This is a genomic window from Novosphingobium sp. GW835-FHT14H07 (assembly GCF_058793515.1).
Map to the genome: position 1 here is coordinate 38,178 of NZ_JBXAFX010000012.1, position 23,305 is coordinate 61,482.

General features: G+C 63.1%; 28 protein-coding genes. 10 read left to right on the plus strand and 18 right to left on the minus strand.

What is annotated here, in order from left to right; all coding sequences use genetic code 11:
• Nucleotides 1–7 precede the first annotated feature (7 nt).
• The 3 genes from AC1Q5P_RS12360 to AC1Q5P_RS12370 are packed head-to-tail and all read right to left on the minus strand — an operon-like array spanning nucleotide 8 to nucleotide 3,229.
• Nucleotides 8–820: a transglutaminase family protein gene (locus tag AC1Q5P_RS12360; protein WP_039332510.1), complete on the minus strand. Its 813-nt coding sequence runs from the start codon at nucleotides 818–820 to the stop codon at nucleotides 8–10.
• Nucleotides 821–831: 11 nt separating this feature from the next.
• A complete protein-coding gene (locus AC1Q5P_RS12365; RefSeq protein ID WP_492519088.1) occupies nucleotides 832–1,779 on the minus strand; it encodes an alpha-E domain-containing protein in 948 nt (315 codons plus the stop codon).
• Between the two features lie 16 nt (nucleotides 1,780–1,795).
• Nucleotides 1,796–3,229, minus strand: a complete 1,434-nt coding sequence (locus tag AC1Q5P_RS12370; protein ID WP_039332505.1) for a circularly permuted type 2 ATP-grasp protein — start codon at nucleotides 3,227–3,229, stop codon at nucleotides 1,796–1,798.
• A 195-nt stretch (nucleotides 3,230–3,424) separates the two neighbouring features.
• Here AC1Q5P_RS12370 and AC1Q5P_RS12375 point away from each other — a divergent pair, with 195 nt between their 5' ends.
• Nucleotides 3,425–5,482 (plus strand): molybdopterin dinucleotide binding domain-containing protein, encoded by a 2,058-nt coding sequence (locus AC1Q5P_RS12375; RefSeq protein ID WP_492519089.1) that lies wholly within the window; start codon nucleotides 3,425–3,427, stop codon nucleotides 5,480–5,482.
• A 12-nt stretch (nucleotides 5,483–5,494) separates the two neighbouring features.
• On the opposite strand, the gene AC1Q5P_RS12380 is transcribed toward AC1Q5P_RS12375, so the two are convergent.
• From AC1Q5P_RS12380 to dksA, 6 genes are all read right to left on the minus strand, one after another.
• Nucleotides 5,495–5,941, minus strand: a complete 447-nt coding sequence (locus AC1Q5P_RS12380) for a hypothetical protein (RefSeq protein WP_492519090.1) — start codon at nucleotides 5,939–5,941, stop codon at nucleotides 5,495–5,497.
• Nucleotides 5,942–6,008: 67 nt separating this feature from the next.
• Entirely contained in the window at nucleotides 6,009–6,809 is an 801-nt protein-coding gene (locus AC1Q5P_RS12385; protein WP_492519143.1) for an esterase/lipase family protein, read from the minus strand.
• A 91-nt stretch (nucleotides 6,810–6,900) separates the two neighbouring features.
• Entirely contained in the window at nucleotides 6,901–7,329 is a 429-nt protein-coding gene (locus AC1Q5P_RS12390; RefSeq protein WP_052242106.1) for a DUF4112 domain-containing protein, read from the minus strand.
• Nucleotides 7,330–7,334: 5 nt separating this feature from the next.
• A complete protein-coding gene (locus AC1Q5P_RS12395; RefSeq protein ID WP_062347110.1) occupies nucleotides 7,335–8,801 on the minus strand; it encodes an ABC transporter substrate-binding protein in 1,467 nt (488 codons plus the stop codon).
• A gap of 40 nt (nucleotides 8,802–8,841) precedes the next feature.
• Nucleotides 8,842–9,198: a PilZ domain-containing protein gene (locus AC1Q5P_RS12400; protein WP_492519091.1), complete on the minus strand. Its 357-nt coding sequence runs from the start codon at nucleotides 9,196–9,198 to the stop codon at nucleotides 8,842–8,844.
• A 180-nt stretch (nucleotides 9,199–9,378) separates the two neighbouring features.
• A complete protein-coding gene (gene dksA, locus AC1Q5P_RS12405; protein WP_039332497.1) occupies nucleotides 9,379–9,837 on the minus strand; it encodes an RNA polymerase-binding protein DksA in 459 nt (152 codons plus the stop codon).
• Between the two features lie 294 nt (nucleotides 9,838–10,131).
• Between dksA and AC1Q5P_RS12410 the strand changes: the two genes are divergently transcribed.
• The gene (locus AC1Q5P_RS12410) at nucleotides 10,132–10,470 is read left to right on the plus strand and encodes a sel1 repeat family protein (protein ID WP_193827732.1); all 339 of its coding nucleotides are present in this window, start codon (nucleotides 10,132–10,134) and stop codon (nucleotides 10,468–10,470) included.
• 9 nt (nucleotides 10,471–10,479) lie between these two features.
• Here the strand turns inward: AC1Q5P_RS12410 and AC1Q5P_RS12415 are convergent, their stop codons facing one another.
• Genes AC1Q5P_RS12415 through AC1Q5P_RS12435 form a run of 5 tightly spaced genes read right to left on the minus strand, consistent with a single transcriptional unit; the run spans nucleotide 10,480 to nucleotide 13,734 of the window.
• Entirely contained in the window at nucleotides 10,480–11,610 is a 1,131-nt protein-coding gene (locus AC1Q5P_RS12415; protein WP_492519092.1) for a GNAT family N-acetyltransferase, read from the minus strand.
• Nucleotides 11,611–11,617: 7 nt separating this feature from the next.
• Complete coding sequence (locus AC1Q5P_RS12420; protein ID WP_230487770.1) at nucleotides 11,618–12,394, minus strand: glycerophosphodiester phosphodiesterase family protein; 777 nt, start codon at nucleotides 12,392–12,394, stop codon at nucleotides 11,618–11,620.
• The gene (locus tag AC1Q5P_RS12425; protein ID WP_492519093.1) at nucleotides 12,366–12,833 is read right to left on the minus strand and encodes a RidA family protein; all 468 of its coding nucleotides are present in this window, start codon (nucleotides 12,831–12,833) and stop codon (nucleotides 12,366–12,368) included. Before AC1Q5P_RS12425 ends, AC1Q5P_RS12420 begins: the two co-directional genes overlap by 29 nt.
• Nucleotides 12,830–13,462 carry a hypothetical protein gene (locus tag AC1Q5P_RS12430; protein WP_039332486.1) on the minus strand — a complete coding sequence of 211 codons (633 nt, stop codon included), beginning with the start codon at nucleotides 13,460–13,462 and terminating at the stop codon, nucleotides 12,830–12,832. Before AC1Q5P_RS12430 ends, AC1Q5P_RS12425 begins: the two co-directional genes overlap by 4 nt.
• Nucleotides 13,459–13,734 carry a DUF3572 domain-containing protein gene (locus tag AC1Q5P_RS12435; protein WP_156452162.1) on the minus strand — a complete coding sequence of 92 codons (276 nt, stop codon included), beginning with the start codon at nucleotides 13,732–13,734 and terminating at the stop codon, nucleotides 13,459–13,461. Before AC1Q5P_RS12435 ends, AC1Q5P_RS12430 begins: the two co-directional genes overlap by 4 nt.
• Nucleotides 13,735–13,789: 55 nt before the next feature.
• Between AC1Q5P_RS12435 and AC1Q5P_RS12440 the strand changes: the two genes are divergently transcribed.
• Nucleotides 13,790–14,152 carry a response regulator gene (locus tag AC1Q5P_RS12440; RefSeq protein ID WP_492519094.1) on the plus strand — a complete coding sequence of 121 codons (363 nt, stop codon included), beginning with the start codon at nucleotides 13,790–13,792 and terminating at the stop codon, nucleotides 14,150–14,152.
• Nucleotides 14,153–14,155: 3 nt separating this feature from the next.
• Here the strand turns inward: AC1Q5P_RS12440 and AC1Q5P_RS12445 are convergent, their stop codons facing one another.
• A complete protein-coding gene (locus AC1Q5P_RS12445) occupies nucleotides 14,156–14,740 on the minus strand; it encodes a Pycsar system effector family protein (protein ID WP_492477444.1) in 585 nt (194 codons plus the stop codon).
• 168 nt (nucleotides 14,741–14,908) lie between these two features.
• On the opposite strand from AC1Q5P_RS12445, the gene AC1Q5P_RS12450 reads away from it, so the two are divergent.
• The 3 genes from AC1Q5P_RS12450 to AC1Q5P_RS12460 are packed head-to-tail and all read left to right on the plus strand — an operon-like array spanning nucleotide 14,909 to nucleotide 17,140.
• Nucleotides 14,909–15,148, plus strand: coding sequence for an acyl carrier protein (locus AC1Q5P_RS12450; RefSeq protein ID WP_039332481.1), 240 nt, complete (start codon nucleotides 14,909–14,911; stop codon nucleotides 15,146–15,148).
• Between the two features lie 4 nt (nucleotides 15,149–15,152).
• On the plus strand, nucleotides 15,153–16,352 hold the full coding sequence (gene spt, locus AC1Q5P_RS12455) for a serine palmitoyltransferase (protein WP_492519095.1): 1,200 nt from the start codon (nucleotides 15,153–15,155) through the stop codon (nucleotides 16,350–16,352).
• Nucleotides 16,352–17,140 carry an SGNH/GDSL hydrolase family protein gene (locus AC1Q5P_RS12460; protein WP_492519096.1) on the plus strand — a complete coding sequence of 263 codons (789 nt, stop codon included), beginning with the start codon at nucleotides 16,352–16,354 and terminating at the stop codon, nucleotides 17,138–17,140. The genes spt and AC1Q5P_RS12460 overlap by 1 nt, the downstream gene beginning before the upstream one ends.
• Here the strand turns inward: AC1Q5P_RS12460 and AC1Q5P_RS12465 are convergent.
• The 3 genes from AC1Q5P_RS12465 to AC1Q5P_RS12475 are packed head-to-tail and all read right to left on the minus strand — an operon-like array spanning nucleotide 17,137 to nucleotide 18,917.
• Entirely contained in the window at nucleotides 17,137–18,024 is an 888-nt protein-coding gene (locus AC1Q5P_RS12465; RefSeq protein ID WP_492519097.1) for a sterol desaturase family protein, read from the minus strand. The two genes, AC1Q5P_RS12460 and AC1Q5P_RS12465, sit on opposite strands and share 4 nt — an antisense overlap.
• Nucleotides 18,021–18,464 (minus strand): hypothetical protein, encoded by a 444-nt coding sequence (locus AC1Q5P_RS12470; RefSeq protein ID WP_492519098.1) that lies wholly within the window; start codon nucleotides 18,462–18,464, stop codon nucleotides 18,021–18,023. The genes AC1Q5P_RS12465 and AC1Q5P_RS12470 overlap by 4 nt, the downstream gene beginning before the upstream one ends.
• 18 nt (nucleotides 18,465–18,482) lie before the next feature.
• The gene (locus AC1Q5P_RS12475; RefSeq protein WP_492519144.1) at nucleotides 18,483–18,917 is read right to left on the minus strand and encodes a protein tyrosine phosphatase family protein; all 435 of its coding nucleotides are present in this window, start codon (nucleotides 18,915–18,917) and stop codon (nucleotides 18,483–18,485) included.
• 303 nt (nucleotides 18,918–19,220) lie between these two features.
• On the opposite strand from AC1Q5P_RS12475, the gene AC1Q5P_RS12480 reads away from it, so the two are divergent.
• The 4 genes from AC1Q5P_RS12480 to hslO all read left to right on the plus strand — a co-directional run bounded on the left by AC1Q5P_RS12480 (nucleotide 19,221) and on the right by hslO (nucleotide 23,231).
• Complete coding sequence (locus AC1Q5P_RS12480) at nucleotides 19,221–20,024, plus strand: cold-shock protein (protein WP_039332478.1); 804 nt, start codon at nucleotides 19,221–19,223, stop codon at nucleotides 20,022–20,024.
• A gap of 172 nt (nucleotides 20,025–20,196) precedes the next feature.
• Nucleotides 20,197–21,390 carry an aspartate aminotransferase family protein gene (locus AC1Q5P_RS12485; RefSeq protein WP_039332477.1) on the plus strand — a complete coding sequence of 398 codons (1,194 nt, stop codon included), beginning with the start codon at nucleotides 20,197–20,199 and terminating at the stop codon, nucleotides 21,388–21,390.
• Nucleotides 21,387–22,313, plus strand: a complete 927-nt coding sequence (gene argF, locus AC1Q5P_RS12490; protein WP_193827726.1) for an ornithine carbamoyltransferase — start codon at nucleotides 21,387–21,389, stop codon at nucleotides 22,311–22,313. Before AC1Q5P_RS12485 ends, argF begins: the two co-directional genes overlap by 4 nt.
• A 57-nt stretch (nucleotides 22,314–22,370) precedes the next feature.
• Entirely contained in the window at nucleotides 22,371–23,231 is an 861-nt protein-coding gene (hslO, locus tag AC1Q5P_RS12495; protein WP_492519145.1) for an Hsp33 family molecular chaperone HslO, read from the plus strand.
• Nucleotides 23,232–23,305 lie beyond the last annotated feature (74 nt).

Genomic DNA, 23,305 nt, shown 5'->3' on the forward strand with positions numbered 1-23,305 from the left:
GTGTGGCCTATTGTTCCACACGCTGCTGTTCCACGGCAAGCTTCACATGCATCGTTTCGTCAAGTGCGCCGTATCGGATACCCGTGATTGGGGCTGCATCCTGATAGTCACGACCGGTCGCCACGCGGACATAGCGGGCATCGGGGCTGATGCCGTTGGACACGTCAAAACCGACCCAGCCCAGCCCTTCGACATGCGCTTCCGCCCAGGCGTGGCCGGCGTCCTGCTCGATCCGGTCATTCATCATCAGGTAGCCACTAACATAGCGCGCCGGGATGCCCAGGGACCGCGCAGCGCCGATGAACACGTGCGCATGATCCTGGCACACGCCCCGCCCTGCTGCGAGGGCACCCTCGGCGGTCGTTTCCGCATTGGTGTGCCCGGTCGAATATGCCACCCGCTCACGGATCAGCGCGGAGAGGGCATGCAGCGTGGCAAGCGTGTTCCCCTCCTGCGGCACGGCCGAGGCCAGCGAACGGATGCGTGGGCCAACCTTGGTCAGGTCGGTCGGTTCGAGAAACTGCCACATCGGCACAAAGCCGGAATGCTTGCCCATGATACCGGCTTCGTCGTTGGTGGCCACCAGCCCCTCACACCGGATCGTCACTTCCTGCACGCCCTGGTCGAACGAAATCAGGGCGACGTGATTGCAGTGCGCATCGTCGTACTCCACCTGAAGCTGCGCACCCTCGAACGACATCCGCCATTCCAACACACGCTGCCCGGCAGATGTCTTGGGCTTCAACCGAAGCCTCTGAAGCCCGCGGCTGACCGGCCCGGAAAAGACGTAATGCGTGGTATGATCGATGGCGAGACGCATAGGACGGTGGCTCAGTCGATGAAGCGGTAATCGCGCTGGATCTGCATCGCCAGCGTGGTGTTGTTGCGGATGAACGTGCCGATGAATTCGTGCAGGCCCTGCTCGAAGATCGCATCGATCGTCGCCTGATGGAACTGGCAATCGGCATCGCGCAGAATTTCATGGCAATGCATCTCACTGCCATATTCCCGCGCAAGGCTGGCAAGATTCGAACGCAGCTTGGAATAGCAGAACGCCAGGCTGCGCGGAAAACGGCCATCAAGGATAAGGAACTCGGCAATGCCCCTCGGGTCCATCCGCCCGGCGTTGAGCCAGCGATAGGCGCGCTCGCCCGCAACCGAGCGCAGCACGTTTTCCCACTGCACGTTGTCGAGGCTCGATCCGACATAGGAGATCGACGGCAGCAGCACGTAATACTTCACGTCGAGAATGCGCGCGGTGTTGTCTGCCCGCTCGATGAAGCTGCCCAGCCTCGCGAAGTTGTAGATCTCGTTGCGCAGCATGGTGCCTTCCATGGCCCCACGCACTTGCGTCGACTGGCGGCGTACAAGGTCGAGCACGTCGCCCAGCCGCGTCTCGGTCACTGGCCGCGCCAGCGCTTCCTTCAGCTTCATCCAGCCGTCGTTGACCGATTCCCACACCTCGCGGGTGATGCCGCCACGCACCATGCGGGCGTTGGTGCGCGCCATCTCGGTCATCGCCAGCACGCTGCCGGGATTGTCCTTGTCGCGCAGGATGTAATTGAACACGTGCGCGCCCGTGTACTCCGCGCCATACCGCGCCTCATAGCCCGGCCGCAGCCCCAGCGTGACGATGAGCGAACGCCATTCGTCCGAAGCATCGGAAGCATCGCGCGTCAGCGCCATGCGGAACCCCGCCTCGATCAGGCGCGAGATGTTCTCCGCCCGCTCGAGGTAGCGGAACAGCCAGAAAATGCCGTTTGCGGATCTGCCTAACATTGGATTTCCTTAGGCATCAGTCGTCCAGTACCCAGCTGTCCTTGGTCCCGCCGCCCTGCGACGAGTTGACCACCAGCGATCCCTTCTTCAGAGCCACGCGCGTGAGGCCGCCCGGCGTGATGTCGATCCCGTTGGGGCTGACCAGCACGAACGGGCGCAGATCGACGTGGCGCGGCGCCAGCCCCGCCTTGGTCAGGATCGGGACGGTGGAAAGCGAGAGCGTGGGCTGCGCGATGTAGTTCTCGGGCTTGGCGCGCAGCTTGGCCTCGAACGCCGCCAGTTCCTTGCGCGAGGAGGTCGGCCCGATCAGCATGCCATAACCGCCCGATCCGTGAACTTCCTTGACCACCAGTTCGGCAAGATTGTCGAGCACATACTTCAGCGATTCCGGCTCGGCACAGCGCCAAGTCGGCACGTTCTGCAGGATCGGCTTCTCGCCGGTGTAGAACTCGACGATCTCGGGCATGAACGAATAGATTGCCTTGTCGTCGCAGATGCCCGTTCCCGGCGCATTGGCAATCGTGATCCCGCCCGCGCGATAGACGTCCATGATCCCCGATACGCCCAGCACCGAATTGGGATTGAATGTCAGCGGATCGAGGTATTCGTCGTCCACCCGCCGATAGAGCACGTCGATCGGCTCATACCCTCGCGTCGTGCGCATTGCGATGCGCCCGTTCTCGATTCGCAAATCGCTGCCTTCGACAAGTTCCGCACCCATCTGATCGGCCAGAAAGGCATGTTCGAAATAGGCCGAATTGTAGATCCCCGGCGTCAGCACCGCGACGACAGGCTTCTTCCCATCGCACGCGGGCGGCGCACAGGCGGCGAGGCTGCGGGCAAGGCGGCGTGGATAGTCCGAAACCTCGCGCACACGAACACGAGTGAACAGTTCCGGGAACATCGCCATCATCGTCTCGCGGTTCTCCAGCATGTAGGAGACGCCGCTTGGTGTGCGGGCATTGTCCTCCAGCACCATGAAATCGTCCTCGCCAGTGCGGACAAGGTCGATGCCGACGATGTGGGTGTAGACCCCGCCTGGTGGCGTGAAGCCGACCATCTCCGGCAGGAACGCCACGTTGCCTTTCAGCAGCCGCGCCGGAAGCCTGCCCGAACGCACGATCTCCTGCCGGTGGTAAAGGTCATGCAGAAACGCGTTGAGTGCCCGAACCCGCTGCTCGATCCCGCGCGACAGCTTGCGCCATTGCTGCGCCGTGATGATCCGCGGCACCATGTCGAAGGGAATGAGGCGCTCTTCCGCGTCCTCGTTGCCATAGACGTTGAAGGTTATTCCGGTACGACGGAAGAATGCCTCGGCCTCGCTGCCCTTGCGTCTTAGCAGATCCGGTGGCTGCTCGTCGTACCACTGGCAATATCCAGCGTAAGCAGGCCGCACCGAGCCATCGGCGTTGAGCATCTCGTCATAGGACGAGGGCGAGGTTGTTTTCATAGGCACATCCCGTCTGAACCCCAAGCTTGCACAACGAATCCGCTTTGCCAAGCGCGCCAATGCTGCACTGCGAAATAAAGTTGGAGCCGGCGTGCCTGCAGCAATCGGGCATGGAATCTGGCAAGCAATTCCGCTTGCTTCGGCCTGCCTGGAATGAGACTTAATCGCTCAACTAAAAGTTCCGGGAGAACGGCGATGCCACAGGTCCACAAGCGCACCTGCCACATCTGCGAAGCCAACTGCGGCGTGCTGATCGAGGTCGAAGCCGGCAAGGTTCTTTCGATCAAGGGTGATCCTGACAACCCATTGTCTCGCGGGCATATCTGCCCAAAGGGCACCGCCCTGCAAGACCTGCAGGAAGACCATGACCGCCTGCGCAAACCCTTGAAGCGCGTCGGTTCGGACTGGCACGAAATCAGCTTTGAACAGGCCTTTGCCGAGATCGGCGAGAAGACCCGCGCCATTCTTGCCCGCGATCCCGGCAGCACGGCCGTCTACGTCGGCAATCCCAACGCGCACTCCTATGGCAACGCGCTCAACATCGGCTTTCTTGAAAAGGCACTGCGCACCCGGAACAAGTTCTCCGCCAGCACGGTCGACCAGATGCCGCATCAGGTCGCCAATCTGCGCCTGTGGGGCCACGCCAGCATGTTCCCGATTCCCGATGCGGACCGCACGCAGACATTGATCATCCTCGGCGGAAACCCGATGGCGTCGAACGGCTCGCTGTGGACCGTCCCGGATTTCCGCAACCGCATGAAGGACCTGCGAGACCGGGGTGGCGAACTCGTCGTCATCGACCCGCGCCGCACCGAAACCGCCAGGATCGCAGACAGACATCTGTTCATTCGCCCGGCCACCGACGTCTGGTTCCTCGTCGCGCTGCTCAAGGCAGTCATGGCGCGCAAACCCCACCGCCCCGTGCAGGATTTCGTCACCGGCCTCGACGAAGTCGGCGCCCTGCTGCAGCGTTTTGACAGCGAGGCCTGCGCCACGGCCTGCGGCATCGCCCTGCCTGAAATCGAGCGCCTGGCTGACCGCTTTGCCGCAGGGCCAGCCGCGCTCTACGGCCGCATGGGGATCGCCACGCAGGCTCATGGCACGCTGAACGCCTGGCTTATCTCGTTGATAAACATAGCGTCCGGCCAACTTGATCGCGAGGGCGGCTGGGTTTTCGGACGGCCTGCAGTCGACACCGTCAGCGTCCTGCCGCCCGGCTCGATCGGCAAGCACACCTCCCGCGTTTCCGGCCACCGCTCGGTCCTCGGCGAATTTCCCGCCGCCGCCATGGCCGAAGAGATCGAGACGCCCGGCGAAGGCCAGATCAAGGCCCTGTTCGTCGTCGCCGGCAACCCCGTCCTGTCCACGCCCAACGGCTCGCGCCTGGCCAAAGCACTGGAATCGCTGGACTTGATGGTGTCCATCGACATCTACCGCAACGCCACCAGCGCCCACGCCCACTACATCCTGCCACCCACTGGCCCGCTGGAGCGCGACCACTACGGCCTGTTCCTCCTGCCCATGGCCGCGCGCACCATTGCAGTCTATTCGCCCCCCACCCTGCCGCAGGCCGAAGGAAGCTTGCACGACTGGGAAATCCTGCGGGGCCTCGCCAGCGCGATCAGCGGTGAATCGGTGCAAGCGCCCACCCCGCGCGAGGCGCTTGACGGACTTCTCCAAACCGGGCCCTACGCCCTCACTCTCCAACAGGTAGAAGCCTCGCCTTCGGGCATCGATCTGGGTCCACCGCCCACCGGTCAGTTACCCGCCCGCCTGCGTTCCGCCTCGAAGAGTGTGGCCTGTGCCATACCAGAGTTCATGGTTTGCCTCGGAGAGTTGGAAATCCCCGAAAATGATAATTCCGTTAGTTCTCTGAGACTTATCGGAAGACGCCACTTGCGCACCAACAACTCCTGGCTCGCCAACAGCCGCCGCCTCATCAAGGGCCCCGATCGCTGCACGGTGATGATCAATCCGGCCGACGCAGAACAACGCGGCATCGCTGATGGCACCACCGTCAAGGTCCGCTCAAGTGCCGGAGAAATAAGGCTTTCTGCCGAGGTCACCGAAGACATGATGCCCGGCGCCGTCTCCATCCCCCACGGCTGGGGCCACGCCCTCCCCGGCGTCGCCATGGCCAATGCCCTCGGCAAACCCGGTGTCAGCGTCAACGACATCACGCTCAACGAAGTCGACCCGCTCTCCGGCAACGCCGCACTGAGCGGCATCGCGGTGGAAGTGGAACTGGCTTGACTTCTCTTTTCGCTAACTCACGCGCCAGCTGGCGGTAGGTGGCACGAGCGGGCGCAAGGTTTCCATGAACTTGTCGGGCTTACTCAAACGCAGTCTCAGGGTTCTTTGATCCGGTCCGTAGGTGAATGCCACATTGTTTCCAACTATTCCCTTTATCCGCCAAACGGCGGAGACACTGGCAGTTGGGATTATCCTTTCCAGTCTATAGATTTCCGGCAGGAACATGAGATTGAACGGAAACCTTGGAACCACCGAGATACTGTTTGGAGTGATCGCAACAAGAAGGCAGTTTGACGCGAACATGCCCGACGCCCAATGCTCCGCAAACAAAGCATCTTCCGGAACTTGGGGAAAGACATGTTTGCCAGCCCTTCTCCGGTAGAGAACCGAAACTGCAATCACAAACGTGATCCAGATGATGGCAATGAACGGCGACAAGTCTGCAAAACGGTCGGACACCGCTTCTTGTTGAACAGCGTCAGCTTACAGTCAATTCACTTCGGTATTCCGGCGACTTTGCAATGCCTCAATGGACTGCCACCAACTGCTTCAGCATCGCCGCGACATCGGGATGTGCGGCGAAGCCCAGGTGGGTGCAGCGCATTGGAATTGCCAGGTCTCGCTCACCCTTGCGCCCGCAGGCGGAGCGGTGGGATACGATGCCGTCGCGGGGGCTCCACAGGGCGACAGTCGGCACCGGCGGCTTGGTTGCCATGTCGCGGCCGATGGGCGGTTCGTCCACCGAATGGCCCGCAATCAACTGGTAAGCGCGCCAGGCATTGTTGGCGCGGCGGTCTCCGGAAAAGGGCGTGCCCATGGTGACGACCAGCCGCACCGCTTCGGGGTGGGCCTTGGCCACCTCGCGCGCGAACAGGCCGCCGAGGCTCCAGCCGACCAGCACCAGCGGCTCGCCTTCCTTGCGCGCCATGGCGACGACACGTTCGCACAGCCGTTCGAAGCGGTCCTCGGTCGGGCCGAAGTTGAAGCCCAGGCCCCAGTCACTGACGCGGTGCCCTGCGGCTTCAAGCGCAAGGCGCAGCGGCTTCATCCGCACCGGATGGGTGCCGAAGCCGGGCAGCAGCATCACAGCGCGCGATTCGCCGGCAGGTTCATCTTGCACAGGCATCTGCCGCGAGGCCTGCCAATGCTCTATCGGCGTGCGCAACTCACCCAGAAACGCCTGCCACTTCGGTCCACGCACATCCACAGGGCGCGACTGCAAGGCAAGACTTCCGCGCCGCGCGATCTCCTCGCGCAGCAGCGAAAGGCGGGCAGTCGCCTGCCCGAGTCCCGCCGCCCCTTGCTGAAGATTGAAGATCATTGCCATTGCCTGCCCGCTATCGACCGAACCAGCGATGAACGCCAGCATTTGGCAATTGTTTCAAATTCGCGTCAAGAATCGACAAGCGAGCGCGATATCAACCCTCGATGACGCGGCTCTGGGGATGGTGCTTGTCGAGATGCTTGCGCAGAATCCGGAGATTGCGCGAGTTCGAGCGGAAGAACAGGTCGAAGGCGTCGCCCACTAGTGGCACGGCGCCGAGTGCAGTGTCGAACGCAACATTCGCGCCCATGCGCCACAGCTTCCATTTTGGCAGGCCAAGGTTGCGCGCTTCCCACACAATGTAGGCGCCCATCGCGGCGGTCAGCACATCGCCAAGAACGGGGACAAGACCGGCAATCGCGTCCAAGCCAACCTCGCGCCGGATGCCGGGGATGGTGAAGCTGCGCTCCAGCACGCGCTCCAGCATTTCGACGCGCTGGCGAACCGAGGCGGGATCGTTGCCGATGCCCGGCAATTCCGGGCGTATGCGCTGGGGACGGTTGGCGGAAGCGGAGTGGTCCATGCCCCTTATCTGGGAAGCCATGCCATCGGCGGCAAGGGATGCCAGCCCCAGGGGTTCGCCGCGAAGCCCGATGTGCCGCTGCGGACCATCGACCAGCGCAAGGGCCGGGCGATAGGGATGAAACCGTTGGCCGCAGTGATTTCCGCCTCGGCCTCGGCCAGCAATGCGGCACGGGCTGCCGGATCGATCGATTTGCGGGCTTCGGCCACGCGCTCGTCTCCTACCGGACTGCACACCGCCTTCTGCACCGTGCATGACAACTGATTGAGAAACCACGTCGCACGGCCATATCGCGCGGCGATGTCAACAAGGCGCAGGTCTGCACGGTCACGCTCGCCCACGCGCCGGATCGACAGGCCGATGCGGGCAAAATCGCTTTGCAGCTGATCGAAGACCCGTCCTGAACCAGGTCCCGCCGGCATGGCTATATTCAGCGTCGGGATGGCCTTGCCCGCGCCTTTCCAGGCCGCAACGCGGGCGGCGGCCTGATCCTGGCGTTGCTCGACCGACATGCCCTGCCATCGTTCGCCAATCGTGCCGAGATCATCCTCGACATCGGGCGAAACGACGCGGGTGGTGCCTTGCCAGCCGCCGATATTGAAGCGGCCGATCACTGCTTCCCGGTCGATCGCCATGGCCAGCGCCTCTCGATTGGCGGACGCGCCGAGAAAACCCTGGGTGCTATCGACCATCAGGCCAAACAGGCCGATGACCGGATCAAGCTGGACGTTGCCCCGCGTGAGCCCGATCGAGCCGGCCAGGGGCAGCGTATCGATCCGCCCACCGAGCAGGACATCGGCGTAACCGTCGTTGAAAAGAGCCACAGCCTTGTCGGGCGAGGCGAAAGTCAGTGCAAGCTTGCGCGCGCGCCGCGCGAAATCGGGCTGCTTGGGCAAGCCGCGCTGTTCGGGCGGAATGAGCGTGAAGATGCTGGCACCTTCCTCATCCTGTCCCTTCGCCATGGGCCCGGTGCCCTTGCCCTGCCACAGCAGCGCCATTTCAGGCTGGGCCAGCAATATCAGCAATTCTGGAACTGGAGCTGAAAGGTCTATCTCGATCACGCGATCGGCCATCACGCGCACTTCGTCGATCGCGGCCAGATCGAGCCCCAGGGCCCTGCCCTTCAAGCCGGCAATCGTCTTGCGCAGGGCAGCGGCGGCAGCATCGGCGGTAATGCGCTTGCCATCGGGCCAGGTGCCGTCGCGCAGGCGGAAAATGTAGCTCTGCCCGTTGTCGGTAACGATCCAGCGGTCGGCCAGCGCGGGCACAACGCGGCCTTGCTCATCGAAGCTGACAAGGCCTTCGTGGGTGGCGGAGCGCAGGAGTTGCGCGGCAGGCGAAAGGCGCTGGCCAGACTCCTTGAGCGCGGAGGAATTGCCCATCACGGCAATTTCGAGGGTGCCTTCACGCGATTGGCCGCAAGCGCCGAGCGCAAGGGCCAAGGCAGTCATAACGGCATGGCGCGGGATCATGGCGCCAGCCTAAGCCAGCAGCGCGCCAGCGTCCAGAAGGTCAGATCTTGCGCAATGGCCCCGTCTGCGTGGCGATCGGGACCTTCACGAAACGCGGTGTCGAAGGCCCGTTGCCGACAGGAGCGCGAGCGAGCTTGGGATCGACCTCCTCGACGAAGGCAATGCCGAAACGGTTATCCTGAATCCAGGCAACAACCCCTTCGACCCAGCCGATGTTTCGCAAGTTTACCTGAACCCGAGTTCCCCGCATCACCTTCATCTCGCCTTCGGCCATCATGCCGCCTGCGGAGAGGTTGCGAACCTTTACGCGGTGCTCGGCCTCGCTCCCAGAAAGGCGCACTTCGGCCATCAGGAAAAGGCTGTCGCGCCCCAGTTGCCGATGGTCGATGTCTGTCACCAAAGGTCCTGTCTTCCTTCGAGGAAACCCACGCATGCCAACCCATGTGGGCCCGCACGCACCGAACTACTCAAAATTCGTAGAACTTTCCTAAACGTCGAGGGTAAACAAGAGGTTGCTGCCGCTCTTTGTTAACCTGAATGTCATGGTCCCGGACACGGTGTGGCCGGGACGCATGCCTTACATATCGCGGGAAATTTTTTCCCTGCGTTCATGCGCTTCCTGCGCTTCGACTGTCATCGTCGCGATCGGGCGGGCGATGAGGCGACCGAGGCCGATGGGCTCACCGGTCACTTCGCAGTAACCATATTCGCCTTCATCAATCCGGCGCATGGCGGAATCAATCTTGGCGATGAGCTTGCGCTGGCGATCACGGGTGCGCAGTTCAATGCCCCAGTCGGTCTCGCTCGAGGCGCGGTCGTTGAGGTCGGGTTCGCGGATCGGTCCGTCCTGCAGCGCGGTCAGCGTGCCAGCCGCAGCGGAGAGGATCGACTTCTTCCATTCCATCAGCAGGCGGCGAAACCAGTCCTGCTGGGCTTCATTCATGTAGGGTTCGTCGTCATTGGGAACATAATCGCTCGGCATCGCACGACGCGCTTTTGCCAGAACGTCAATCTCGTCACTCAAGACCCCAGCCATTCGGCCCTCCGCATAACAAGCTATCCGCCCCTCCCGGCCTGCATCATTCCCTTGTCAGGCGTGCAAGCTCTTGTCTTCGCGCGCCTATAGGATTGGCCCGTGACGCGCACAAGCACTTAGGCGGCCATGATGCATTAATGACGACTGAAGCGTGAGAAGACGCACAGGGTTTTCCCAATCTGTTTCATCCGAAAGCTGATTTGTTTCAGCATTAACCATTTGTTGACCAAGATCGTTGACCTTCGTCCTGTCGGAAGACCGGGGGTTCGGCCTTCCTTTCAGGGGGTAGAGGTTATGGGACAGACCTGGATAAAGCTGATTACCAAGGAAGGGACACCGATCAGCGAATCGCGCGATGTTGCCGACATGCTGGTGGCAACTTGCCTTGCTGCCGCCGCCGCAGGCGACACGAGCGCGCTGTTCGATCTGGGCGTTGCCTATTCGACCGGCAGTCACGGCGTGGACTGCGACCTGATCGAGGCACACAAGTGGTTCAACCTTGCAGCCGTCGGCGGTCATGACGAAGCTGCCCAATGCCGGGCAGACGTGGCCGACGAGATGACCGCGCGCGAGATTGCCGAAGCGCAGCGCCGAGCACGTGAATGGCTGCGGGCAGGACGCGCGGCGGCTTGAACTGCCAATTCATCCCTTCCTGAACGGGGTCCGCTCTCCAAGATACATCTGGTCTTGCGCGATGCCTGCGCGTTCGCGTTCGAGGAAATCGGCGACCGCGCTGCGGAAGTTGGGATCGGCGATGTAGTGGGCTGACCAGGTGCGGACGGGTTCGTAACCCCTTGCAAGCTTGTGGCCCCCTTGGGCGCCTGCTTCCACCCGCGACAGGCCGAGCGCGATGGCAGCATCGATTGCCTGATAATAGCAGAGTTCGAAGTGGAGGAAGGGCTTCTCCACCACTGCGCCCCAGTAACGGCCGTAGAGCGCGTCCCTGCCAATGAAGTTGAGCGCGCCCGCCACCGGTTCGTCGCCATCGAAGGCGAGGACGAGGAGGACCTTGTCGGCCATGCGTTCGCCGATCAGGTCGAAGGCGGCACGGGTCAGATAGGGGCGGCCCCATTTGCGCATCCCCGTATCCTGATAGAACACCCAGAACGCGTCCCAGTGTTGGGGGCAGATGGCATCACCAGTCAGCTGGCGGATCTCGACGCCGTCCTGCGCCTTGGCCCGCTCCTTGCGCAGGTTCTTGCGCTTTTCGGAACTCAGCGCGCCGAGGAAGTCGGCAAAGCTTTCATAGCCACGGTTCTCCCAGTGGAACTGGATGTCCGAGCGGGGTAACCAGCCGGCCTGTTCGAACAGCGGCAACTGACCCGGCTCGATGAAGGTGGCGTGGGCTGAGGACAGGCCGTTGCTGTTACAGAGCTGTTCAGCGGCGCGCAGGAGCGGGATTGCGAGTTCCGGGCGATCTCCGAGCAGCAGGCGGGGGCCGGTGGCGGGAGTGAACGGAGCGCTGATCTGCAGCTTGGGGTAATAGTTGCCCCCTGCCCTGGCCCAAGCGTCCGCCCACGAATGGTCGAACACGTACTCGCCCTGGCTGTGGCTCTTGAGGTAGGCGGGCAGTGCTGCGGCGGGCTTGCCACCTTCGCCCTCGATCACGATGGGCAGTGGTGACCAGCCGGAGCGGCCGCCGACCGATCCAGAATCCTCAAGCAGTTTCAGGAAAGCGTGGGAAACGAAGGGGTTGCCGTCACCTGCAAGCCGGTCCCAGTCCTCGGCGGCGATTTCCGAGACGGACTTGTGGATGCGCGCGGTGTAAGTCACGCGAGGGTCATGCCCCGACGCCTGCGCCCTCGGCAATAGGTCCATCGGCACAGTCTGCCGCACGTGCGGCGAGCTCGGCGGAGCGGACGGTCCATGTCAGGACCGGGAAGCCGCGCTTGCGATGGGCGGCGGCAAACTTGCTCGGCAGATCGCGCACGTCCCATGCAAGAAACTGGGGGCGAGCCTGCCAGAAGGCAAAGTGCAGTTTGAGCGTGGCGAGGAGCGTGCGCTTGCCCTCCTCGGTCACGACAAGGCCGTGGACCACGTGCGGCGAATGGCGACCGAACCAGCGGCAGACGCGCGGGTCGAAGCTCATGACGGCAACGGGCCCCCGATAGCCTTCAAGCCCACGGCGCACAGCCAGGCACAATGGCGCGACCCGGATTTCGCGCTTCGACTTTAGTTCGATCAGCAGCGGCGCGCGACCGGCGACAGAATCGAGGAAGGTGCGCAGGGTGGGGATGCAGTCGCTGCTGCCGGTCAGCTGAATCTTGGCCAGCGCATCGGCGCGCCGTTCGATCACCGGACCGGTTTCGGCGGTCAGGCGATCGAGGTCCCAATCGTGGAAGACCACTGCCTGACCATCAGCGGTGCGCTGGACATCGCATTCGATGCCCATGCCCCGCTCGACGGCAAGGGCGAACGCGCTGGGCGAATTTTCGGGAACGCCGGCCCCGTGCAAGCCGCGATGGGCGTAGCTCACGCCTCGCAGCCAGCCGACCCGCGCCTGATCCGGCGCGGGGACCAGAAAGCGGTCAAGCAGGGCGAACAGCAAGGACAGCATCGACTTCCACCGCAGCGCCCAAGGGCAGGACAGGCACGCCGACCGCGCTGCGGGCGTGCTTGCCAGCGTCGCCGAAAGCCGCAGCCATCAGCTCGGACGCGCCATTGGCGACCTTCGGCTGATCGGTGAAGTCCGCGGTCGAGCTGATGAACGCACCAAGCTTGACCACGCGCTCCACGCGATCGAGCGAGCCCAATGCCGCCTTGACCTGGGCGAGGATCATCAACCCGCAAGCCTGGGCGGCGGCGGTGCCATCCGCAAGGCTGACGTTCTCGCCGAGGCGGCCAGTCACCAGCTTGCCATCGATGAAGGGAAGCTGGCCCGAGACGTGGAGCAGCCCGTTCGCCTCGACCGTCGGCACATAGGCGGCAACAGGCGCGGCGGCCTGCGGCAGCGTGTGCCCGAGGGCTGCCAGCTTTGCTTCAACGGGATCGGTCACGCGTCTTCTCCATGTATTTGTTCGAGTATCCAGGGCAGTGCCGCTTCCCAGTCATCGATCCGGGCGTGGGCATGGCCGGCCTTGTGGGCGCAGTCGATATGGGGGCTGAGCAGCGGTTCGCCGCACAGGTGCAGGCGGATCACCTCGGGCGTCAGTTGCGAAACCGAATCGTGGTGCTGCGGCAGATCGTCAATGAACAGGGCGCGCGAGGGATTGTACTCGTCGAGGATCGCCTTGAGCGCAGGGCCTTTCGGCCCCTGGTTGGTGAAGACGCGAGCGTTGATGCCGACATCGGCCAGCTGGCGCGCGCGCATGTCACGGCGGTGATCGTTGAGATTGGTCAGGATCACCACGTCGGCGTCCTGCCCGACCGCGTTGATCCCGGCTACAGCACCGGCAATGGCCTGCTGGCGATACATCTCGGTATCGAAGAACTTGTTGAGCAGGTTCCAGATTTCCTGTGGCGGCACCAGCTCGCCATCCTTGGCGTAGCGCATCGCCTTGGAGAAATCGGCGCTGTCCATCTTGAAGCTGACGCCTTGGCTTTCGCCCAGCCAGTCACGGAACGGGGCGACCATGTGCAGCAGCACCTCGTCGCAATCGCTGACGATCAGGGGGCGGCTACTCATGACAATTCCTTCCGGGCGGCAATCAGGGTTTCGGGCGAGATGTCGAGCGCGAAAGCCGCGTTGACAAGGTCTGCCTCGTGATTGGCAAGAAAATCGAGAACGGCACCCAGCATGGAGGGATCGCCAAGGCCCGCGCGCAACTCGTCGGGTGTGAGGCCAGTGAGGCTGAGGAACCGCTCGGCGCGGTCACCATCGGACAGGACCCAGCCGAGAGCCTGCAGCGCAAGGGCAGCGGCATCGATGGGGGAGGAAGGCTCGCGGATGATTGTCAGGGCCTTTCGCGGGCAATAAGGGTGGCGCCGTCAGCTTTCGAGAACAGGCGTGTCAGTGGCAAAAAGAATTCTGGTTGTCGAGGACAACGACCTCAACCGCAAGCTGTTCTGCGACTTGCTGCGCGCCAAGGGTTTCGAGGTGGAACCGGTGGCCGATGGCCGCGAGGCGATCGAGAAGACGCGCCTGTTCATGCCGCATCTGGTGATCATGGACATCCAGCTGCCGAACGTCTCGGGCATTGACCTGATCGAGGCGATCAAGGCGGACGAGGAGCTGAAGGGGATCCCGATACTTGCCGTGACGGCCTATGCCGGCAAGGGCGACGAAGAGACTATCCGCGCGGCAGGCGCCGAGGGCTATCTTGCCAAGCCGGTGTCGATCGGGCCGTTCATGGTGGCGGTGAACGCGCTGGTTTGAGAGTTACATCGCCGCCGCAACGCTGCTCGCGTGTTCGATCACGAAGGTGACGACTGTCAGGCACAGGCCGGTCATGAAGCTCTTGTAGGCGTAGGCGAGGTATTTGTACTTCTTGCGCTGCAGGACCTGCCCGTTCTGGTAGATATCGTGGAGCATGGTGCGGAACACGGTTTCGTCGGCCCGCAATTCGGACAGGATTGAATCGGTCCACTCGCCCTCGTCCATATGGGTGAAGTAGCCGAAGAACAGCTTGTTGGGCTTGCCATCGTTCAGCTTTGCAGACCTGGGGTTGCTGACCGATGGCAGGACCGCGAACACCGCGCACATGGCCGAGATGAACGCAAACAGCGCCAGCACGCCCAGCGACCACGGCATTGCGCCGCTCTTCGCCTGCCCCACCGCGATGGTGAACACGAGAAACGTCGCGCCCATCAGGATCGAGGCCTTGGCGTCGGCCATCTGGCTTAGCGTCAGGTTGATCTGCTGCGATGTGCGCACCAGGTGAATGGCGTGATTGGAGTATCCCGAGGGCGACGCCATCGATGGTGCGGCCAGCGGTTGCTCGGCCTGTTCCTCGACTTGTGCCATCATTCCCCCCCTGCCGTTCTGTGCGCCGTTTCTGGCCGCCGTTCTGTGCGGTTATCCGTAATTCCGGGGATGACACAGAGGCAGCGTGCTTGACAAGCAGTGCCATTGGCCGCTTTTCGGCCTTAATCGTCTGGCAGGGGGCCTCTCCTGCTCCTTGGAGAAGAATTGATGGATCGCGCCGCAACCGCCGAAAAGATCGCCGAACTGATCGAGCCCTTCAACAAGAAGGGCATCGCAATCACCGAAGCGACCACTTTTGCTGGCGATCTGGAATGGGATAGCCTGACCGTGATGGATTTCGTCGCGGCCATCGAGGATGACTTCGACATCATCATCAGCATGAACCAGCAGGCCGAGATCGAAACCTACGGCCAGTTGATCGATGCAGTGACGAAGCTGCAGGGATAAGCCAATGACCGATCTTTTCAGCAAGTTCGACCCACTGATCGAACAGCGCCGCGCGCTGCTGGCAGGTGGGGTGGAAGATCCGTTCAACCTCGTGATGGAGCGGGTGATCAGCCCGACCGTTGCGGTGTGCAACGGGCGCGAGACGATCCTGCTCGGCACCTACAACTACATGGGCATGACCTTCGACCCCGACGTGATCGCGGCGGGCAAGCAGGCCCTCGATGATTTCGGTTCGGGCACTACGGGCAGCCGCGTGCTGAACGGAACCTATGCCGGGCACAAGGCCTGCGAAGAAGCGCTCAAGGAGTTCTATGGCATGGATCATGCCATGGTGTTCTCCACCGGCTACCAGGCCAATCTCGGCATCATCAGCACGATTGCCGGCAAGGGTGACTACATCATCCTCGACATCGACAGCCACGCTTCCATCTGGGACGGCTGCAAGATGGGCGATGCCGAAGTGGTGCCGTTCAAGCACAACGACATTGAGGCCATGGAAAAGCGCCTGAAGCGCGTGCCGGAAGGTGCGGGCAAGCTGGTGGTGCTGGAAGGCGTCTACTCGATGCTGGGCGACATCGCCCCGCTCAAGGAGATGATCCGCGTTGCCAAGGAACATGGCGCGATGGTGCTGGTGGACGAGGCGCACTCGATGGGCTTCATCGGCCCCAACGGGCGCGGCGTGGCCGAGGATCAAGGGTGTCTCGAGGACGTCGATTTCGTGATCGGCACGTTCTCGAAGTCGGTCGGCACCGTCGGCGGCTTCTGCGTTTCCAACCATCCCAAGTTCGAGATTATGCGGCTAGTGTGCCGTCCCTACGTGTTCACCGCCTCACTTCCGCCGAGCGTGGTGCACACGGCTGCAACGTCTATCCGCAAGCTTATGCACGCCGGAAACAAGCGGGCACACCTGTGGGAGAACTCGAAGACGCTGCACAAGGGCCTGCGCGACAAGGGCTTCCAGCTGGGCACCAGCGAAGCGCAGAGCGCGATCATTGCCGTGATCATGCCCGATCTCGAGCGGGGCGCGGCAATGTGGGAAGCGCTCCTGCACGAAGGGCTTTACGTGAACCTTGCCCGTCCCCCGGCAACGCCCGCAGGCATGACACTGCTGCGCTGTTCGCTTTGCGCCGAGCATTCTGCCGAGCAGGTCGGCAAGATCATCGGCATGTTCGAACGCGCCGGAAAGGCCGTGGGAATCATCTGATGCGGTTGGTTCTGGGAGCAGTTCTGGCTCTGGCAGCGCTTCCGGCATGGGCGCAGAACCGTCCTCCCGTTGCGCCCACGGTGACCCCGCCGGGCGACGGAATGATCGAGAAGCCCTGCCCCACCGACACGCGCGGGCTGTTCTTCGGCCATCCCTATGTGCGCCAGTACGACTGGGCGTGGCAATGCCGCTATGCCGAGGCTGACAAGCAGTTGGCACAGACGCCGCGCGTGGTCTTCATCGGGGATTCTATCACCGAGAACTGGGTGGGCCTCGCACCGTCGCTGTTCGTCGCAGGAGCTGTCGGGCGGGGGATCAGCGGACAGACCAGCCCGCAGATACTGGTGCGGTTCTATCAGGATGTGGTCAGGCTGCGGCCCAAGGTCGTGCACATCATGATAGGTACCAACGACCTTGCGGGCAACACCGGACCGAACAGCCCCGAGATGTACACCAACCATATCGCGGCAATGGTTGATCTGGCCAAGGCGAACGGCATCGCCGTGGTGATCGGCAGCATTCTGCCAGCCGCGAAGTTCCCGTGGAAACCGGCGCTTTCGCCCGCAAGGCAGGTCGTTGCGCTGAATGCCTGGCTCAAGGACTATGCCAAGGCTCGTGGTGCGGTTTATGCCGATTACCACGCAGCGCTGGTCAATGCCGAGGGCGGGATCAATCCGGAGCTGGCACCCGATGGCATTCATCCGAACGCCAAAGGCTATGCGGTAATGGAGCCCATCGCTAAGGCGGCGATTGCCGAAGCCGAGAAGCAGGCAGCGAAGAAGCGTTAATCGGCGCCGTTGCGCTCAAGCCAGCGTGCGCGGATTGCGTCCGAGCCTTCACGGCTGCCATCGTGGCTCCAGCCCGGCTCGCGCACCAGGTACGAGAGCTTGTGCCGGAACGGCGCGTGCCAGAAATCGGCTAGCATTCCCCGCCATTCATGGAACGCGGCATGCAGCAGGTGGAAGCTGCCCAATTGCTTGACGATGCCGTAGCGGATCGCAAGATCGTCGCGCTCGCGCTGGAACGTTCCGAACAGGCGATCCCACACGATCAGCGCCCCGGCATAGTTGCGATCGAGGTAAATCGGGTTGGTGGCGTGATGAACGCGGTGGTGCGAAGGCGTGTTGAACACTGCCTCGAACCAGCGCGGCATGCGCCCGACCGCCTCGGTGTGGATCCAGAACTGGTAGATCAGGTTGGCACCGCCGACGGTGACGATCATCGCCGGATGGAAGCCGAGAAACGCCGGCCAGATGCGGAAGATGAAAGACAGGGCGAAGAAGCCGGTCCAGGTCTGCCGCAGCGCGGTCGACAGGTTGTAGTGCTGGCTCGAATGGTGATTGACGTGGCTCGCCCAGAACCAGCGCACGCGGTGTCCGGTGCGGTGAGCCCAATAGTAATTGAAGTCATCGAGCACGAAGCAGGCAATCCAAGCCCACCACGCAGACGGCACCGTTGCCACACGGTGATCGTAGAGCCACATCGCCCCCGCAAAGACGACGCCAGCCGTCAGTGCCCCGGCAACGGTGCTGCCAAGGCCCAGCGCTAGGCTGGTCAGGGTATCGCGCGGTTCGTACTTTTCGGGGGCGCTGCGTGCGGCCCAGATCATCTCGGCGAGCACCATGACAACGAAGAACGGCACCGCATAGGTGACTACATCAATCGGCTTCATGCGGCTGCTCCGAGGCGGCGGAGGCTGGCAGCCCAGACCTGCGCCTGATCGCCCAGGTCCAGTGTGACCGTGCCGAAGCGTCGGTCATCGGTGGCGATGGTAAGAAAGCGCCCATCGAGCCGCACCCCGGCGTGGCTGGTCAGCTGGCGTGTGGCGAAATGGCTGCCATGCTGGCGGATGAGCAGGACCCGGCCGAGCCCGTCGCGGGCAAGCGCACCGATGCCGGCGCGGTCGACGACGATGTCCTGAGCCTCGAAGCCGCAGATCGCATCCTCGGCCAAAGCGCGCGCTTCGTCGGCGCCGTCAATGCGGGGGTCGCCGCCGAGTTGCATGCGGCGCGCCAGCCATGCCAGCATGAGTATCGCCAGAAGCGACCCCAGCAATTGCAGAACCTTGGCCACGACCGGATTGCCCAGTGCGGTCTCGATCAGAGTGTTCACCCCCGCCCCCGGTGCGCGTTATCCGGCCTGCCCGGCGAGCATGTCGACTGTCGCCCGGATCGGCGAAATGTCATACCCGGCGCCAGCCGCCCTCGTGGCAATCTCGTCAGGGTCAAGGCCGGAGCGAGCCTGCGCGAGCGCCCAGAGCAGGGTCGAACGGGTGCCGGAGCGACAGTAGGCGAGCACGGGCGCGTCGCCCGCCTGAGCCAGCGCCGCCTGCATCGCCTCGACCTGCGGCATCGAGAAGCCGGCGTGGCTGACCGGAATTGCGACATAGGCGATTCCGGCATCGCGTGCGGCCGCTTCGATATCGGCGCCCGGAGTCTGATCGTCGGCTTCACCTTCAGGACGGTTGTTGATGATCATGCCGATGCCCAGCGCCTTGGCATAGGCCACTTCGGCGAGGCCGATCTGCGGACTGGCATAAGTCTTTTCGTCGATCTTGCGAAACATCTGGTGGGTCCTGACAATCTGTTCGCCACGCTTCTGCCCAATGCTCATGCCCGGGGCAAGTACGGCGCTAGCCGCAGGCACGAGCATTGGGCAGATCGGCACAAATGCCACAGTTTTCGGGACGAATTGTGGCCGCCTTGTCGATTCCGTTAGCGGTCCTGCATTTTTGCTCTATAGTCTTGGCCGCAAAGGTAAGGTCCGGCCTCTTGAGTCCGGCACTGATTCCCTCGTCGCGCCGCCGGTTCCCGCGTCCGGCCTGCGGTGCCGTGAAGGTTGGGGCGGATTGAAGGTCTATTGATTTCTATGGGTTTTGACAGAGGGCGGCGCGGTCGCGGCAGAGACAAGCGCGACGGATTCGGCGACGAAGGCGGTTTTGATCCCTACGGCGGCGGCGGTGGCGGCTTTGGCGGCGGCGGTTATGGTGACCGCGGCGGCTTTGGCGGCGGCGATCGCTTTGGCGGCGGCGGCGGACGTGGCGGCTTCGGCGGCGGTGATCGCGGCGGCTTCGGCGGTGGTGATCGCGGCGGCTTCGGCGGCGGCGATCGCGGCGGCTTTGGCGGCGGTGGTCCGCGCGGCGGCGGTGGCGGCTTCGGCGGCGGTCGTGGCGGCGGCATGCCTGCCCAGGTTGTCGGCACCGGCAAGGGTGTCGTCAAGTTCTTCAACGGCCAGAAGGGCTTCGGCTTCATCTCGCGCGAAGACGGTGGTGAGGACGTGTTCGTCCACATCAGCGCAGTCGAGCGTGCCGGCCTTGAAGGCCTGGCCGAAGGCCAGACGCTGGAATTCAACCTCGTCGACCGTGGTGGCAAGATTTCTGCTGCAGACCTTCAGGTCGTGGGCGATGTCATCCCCGTGGCTTCGAAGCCCGCTGCCCCGCAGCGCGAGCTGACTGGCGAAAAGGCCACCGGCACGGTCAAGTTCTTCAACGCGATGAAGGGCTTCGGCTTCATCACTCGCGATGACGGCCAGCCCGACGCATTCGTGCACATCAGCGCCGTCGAACGCTCGGGCCTGCGCGAGCTGAACGAAGGCGACAAGCTGGAATTCGACCTCGAGGTCGATCGACGAGGCAAGCACTCGGCGGTCAACCTGGTGCCGATTCAGGGTTGATCCCGATTGCATCGCTTCCGGTAGTCTGACCGGCGGCCTGCAACCACATACGCGCACAGATGGCGGTCCTGAAGGGCCGCCATTTGTCGTTTGTCGATTCCCCTTTTTCTATCTGGCTCGCGCAGTATTGTTGCGCCATCTGGAAACATTCGTGACTGAACAGGAGAGTTCTATGTCGATCACCCCGCTGATGCCCGTGTACCCCCGGTGCGGCGTGCGTCCGGTGCGAGGCGAGCATTGCCACCTGATTTCCGAGGATGGCACACGCTACCTTGATTTCGCCAGCGGCATCGCAGTGAACCTGCTCGGTCATTCGAACGAACACCTGATCGGCGCGATCCAGAAACAGGCTGCGACGCTGATGCATGTGTCGAATCTCTACGGCAGCCCGCAGGGTGAACATCTCGCCCAGCGCCTGGTCGACCTGACCTTTGCCGACACCGTGTTCTTCACGAACTCGGGCGCCGAGGCTGTCGAGTGCGCGATCAAGACCGCGCGCGCCTATCACTCGGCCGTGGGCAATGACCACAAGTACGAGCTGATCACTTTCAAGAACGCCTTCCATGGCCGCACGATGGCCACGATCAGTGCCTCCAATCAGGAGAAGATGCACAAGGGCTTCCTGCCGCTGCTCGAAGGCTTCAAGTACGTCGACTTCGACGACCTCGAAGGTGCCAAGGCAGCAATGGGTCCGAACACCGCCGGCTTCCTGGTCGAGCCCATCCAGGGCGAAGGCGGCATCCGCGATGCCTCGGACGAGTTCCTCAAGGGCCTGCGCACGCTGTGCGACGAACATGACCTCGTGCTGATCTTCGATGAAGTGCAGTGCGGTGTTGCCCGCACCGGCACGCTCTATGCCTACGAACAGTATGGCATCACGCCTGACGTGATGGCGACTGCCAAGGGCATCGGCGGCGGCTTCCCGATGGGTGCTTGCCTCGCCACGGAAAAGGCGGCGCGCGGCATGGTCGCCGGCACGCACGGCAGCACCTATGGCGGCAACCCGCTGGCCATGGCAGCCGGCGAAGCTGTGCTCGATGTGGTCGCCAACGAGGAATTCCTCAGCGAAGTGCGTGCCAAGGGTGAGCGGCTGCGCGGCCGTATCGAACAGTTCATCGGCAACTACCCCGACCTGTTCATCGGCGTTCGCGGGCGTGGCCTGATGCTCGGCCTCATGATGAAGGTCGAACCGCGTCCGTTCGTCGCCCACATGCGCGACAACCACCAGCTGCTGACCGTTTCGGCGGGCGACAACACCGTCCGCGTGATCCCGCCGCTTGTGATCGACGACAGCCACATCGACGAATTCATGGAGCGTCTTTCAGCCGCTGCGGCAAGCTACGCGCCGGAGGCGCCGGTTACATGACCAGGCACTTCCTGAACCTCACCGATGCTGGCGGCGATTCCATCGCTGCCATGCTGAATGACGCGATAGACCGGAAGGCTGCGCGCGCCGCTCTTCCCAAGGGCCAGCCAGACGCAGACGCGCCACTGGCCGGTCGCGTGCTGGCCATGGTGTTCGAAAAGAATTCCACGCGCACCCGCGTGTCGTTCGACATTGCCATGCGCCAACTTGGCGGTTCGGCGCTGATCCTCGATGCCGGTACCACCCAGCTCGGCCGCGGCGAGACGATCGCCGACACGGCGCGTGTGCTCAGCCGCATGGCAGACGCCATCATGCTGCGCACCGACGACCATGCCAAGGTCGAGGAACTGGCCCGCTATGCCAGCGTTCCGGTGATCAATGGCCTTACCGACCTGTCCCACCCCTGCCAGATCATGGCGGACCTGCTGACCGTGATCGAGCATGGCAAGGCCCTGCCCGGCCTGGAGGTCGCCTGGCTGGGCGATGGCAACAACGTGCTCAACTCGATCGTCGAAGCGGCCGGACTGATGAAGTTCAATGTGCGCATCGGCGTGCCGGAGGGGTATGAATCCGACGCTGCGATGATCGAGGCGGCAAAGCTCGCTGGCGGCGGCATCCGTGTGGTCCGCGATCCGGTAGAGGCTGTTCGCGGAGCCGACGTTGTCGTCACCGACACATGGATTTCGATGGGCCAGGCCCATGCCGAGGCCAAGCTGGCGGCAATGGAGCCTTATCAGGTCAACGATGCGCTCATGGCCCACGCCAAGCCCGACGCCCTGTTCCTGCATTGCCTGCCCGCGCATCGCAACGAGGAGGTCACGGACTCCGTGATCGACGGCCCCCGCTCGGTCGTGTGGGATGAGGCCGAGAACCGCATTCATGCGCAGAAGTCTGTGCTGCGCTGGGTGTTCGGCCAGATTTGAAGGATGTGACGTAAAGTGAGTGAACAGGTCCAGCCGTCCACCGGTTTCGATACGGTGATGCACTTCACCCTGCCGCACAAGAATGCGCGCGGCCGGGCAGTGCGGCTGGGCCCGGTTCTCGACACGATCCTGTCTGCCCATGCCTATCCTGCGCCGATCCGCCACCTGCTGGCCGAAGCGCTGACGATCACCGCCCTGCTGGGATCACTGCTGAAGGGCGACGACAGCCAATTGACGCTGCAGGCGCAGACGCAAGACGGCATCGTCGACCTCTTGGTCTGCGACTATCGCAATGGCGAGCTGCGTGGCTACGTCCGGCATGACCGGGCACGGTTGGACGAGTTGGGTCCGGTGCCGTCGCTCTTCTCCCTGTTCGGCGAAGGATACCTGGCGATCACCTTTGACCTTGCCGCAACCGGGCAGCGTTATCAGGGCGTCGTGCCGCTTGAGGGCAATTCGCTGGCAGAAGCGTGCCAGAGCTATTTCTTTCAGTCCGAACAAATACCCACGCTGATTCGTATCGGCGTCAGCAACACCCCTGGCGCATGCGTCGCAGGGGGCCTGCTGCTACAGCACCTGCCGGAAGGCGAGGAAGGCCGCGAGCGTCTGCATGTGCAGCTGGACCATCCCGAGTGGGAACACGTCTCCGTCCTCGGTGGCTCGATCAGCGAGGCAGAGCTGGTCGATCCGGCGCTCGACCTCGAAAGCGTAGTGTGGCGCCTGTTCCACGAGGAGCCGGAAATCCGGGCCGAGACCGGTACGGCCCTCACCCGCGGTTGCCGCTGCACGATCGAACATTATCGCGACATCCTGTCCCGCTTTGCCGCATCCGAGCGCGCGGAAATGGAGAATGACGACGGGCTCATCGTGGTGGATTGCGCGTTCTGTTCGCGGGAATTTGCGATCGAACTGGACTGACAATCAGGCCTTGACCTAAAATGTGACAGCACTTTTCACATTTGGTCGCGCACTGTGACCGTTCCGTCGCGCGA